The following is a 1172-nucleotide window of genomic DNA, read 5'->3' on the forward strand; positions in this document are numbered from 1 at the left end:
CCCCTGAGATTAAAGAACGCGCCGTTCGCATGCTGATTGAAGCATTAAGCGACTATCCCTCTACATGGTCAGCCATTCAAGCCATTGCCCCTAAGATTGGCTGTACGCCTGAAACCCTGCGGTCATGGCATAAAAAGCATATAGATCAAACCATTCCTGCATCGGTACAAGCTCAAAGTCAGGAACAGCGTATTAAAGATCTTGAACGCGAAAATAGAGAGCTTAAGCAAGCCAATGAAATCATAAGGAAGGCGGCTGCTTTTTTCGCCCAGGCGGAGCTCGACCGCTGACTAAGACGATGGTTAGGTTTATCGATGAGCATAAATATCAATACGGGATCGAGTCAATTTGTAGAGTTCTGCCGATTGCCCCATCAACCTACTACCGTGCTAAAGACTTAGAGGACTGCCCTGAGAAGCGCTCATTACGCAGTCAGCATGACGACTTCTACATTAGTGAGATTAAACGCATCTGGCAGGACAGCAAATGCCGCTATGGCGCTCGTAAAGTATGGCAGCAGATGAAAGCGGATGGGTTAAAGGTGGCTCGTTGCACTATAGAGCGGTTAATGAAGCAGTATGGTCTGCAGGGGGTTTGGCGCGGTAAGGGTAAGATGACCACTAACAGCCGTGACGATCAAAAGCGTGCTGATGACTTGGTCAATCGCAACTTTAATACCCATCGTCCTAATCAGCTGTGGGTTGCAGATTTTACTTATATCAAGACAACGAGTGGCTGGGTCTATACTGCTTTTATTATTGATGTGTTTGCCCGCGCTATTGTGGGCTGGAAAGTATCGAATCGCATGAATACCGATATGGTGATGGCAGCGCTTAATCAAGCGATAGCAGATAGGAATAATCCTAAGAATGTGATTCATCACAGTGATCGAGGGGTTCAGTATTTATCCATTCGCTACACTTCTAGGATGGCTGACTCTGGCATGATTGCCTCTGTTGGCAGTACTGGTGATTCATACGACAATGCATTGGCTGAAACGGTAAATGGACTCTATAAGTCTGAGATGATTGAGTATCTAAAAGAACAATGGCATGGCGTGAACGATGTTGAATTGGCAACCCTTGAATGGGTAGATTGGTTCAATAAAATACGATTGCATAGCACGATTGGATATGTGTCACCCTTTGAGTTTGAAAAGCGGTATTATGATA

At 45.5% G+C, this 1172-nt stretch carries 1 protein-coding gene and 1 other annotated feature; the gene reads left to right on the top strand.

Annotated elements, in window-relative coordinates:
- Positions 1-1172 (top strand): IS3 family transposase gene (locus J3491_RS11890; RefSeq protein WP_207970356.1). Its coding sequence is split into 2 segments (ribosomal slippage), with 1173 coding nucleotides annotated over them: positions 1-258 and positions 258-1172; the frame shifts between segments, so codons are not numbered across the junction. This gene is flagged as partial in the annotation.
- Positions 257-373, top strand: a sequence feature (AL1L pseudoknot). (Overlaps the previous gene by 117 nt.)

Origin of the sequence: Psychrobacter halodurans, from assembly GCF_017498075.1 — a bacterium.
GTDB classification, from domain to species: Bacteria; Pseudomonadota; Gammaproteobacteria; order Pseudomonadales; family Moraxellaceae; genus Psychrobacter; species Psychrobacter celer.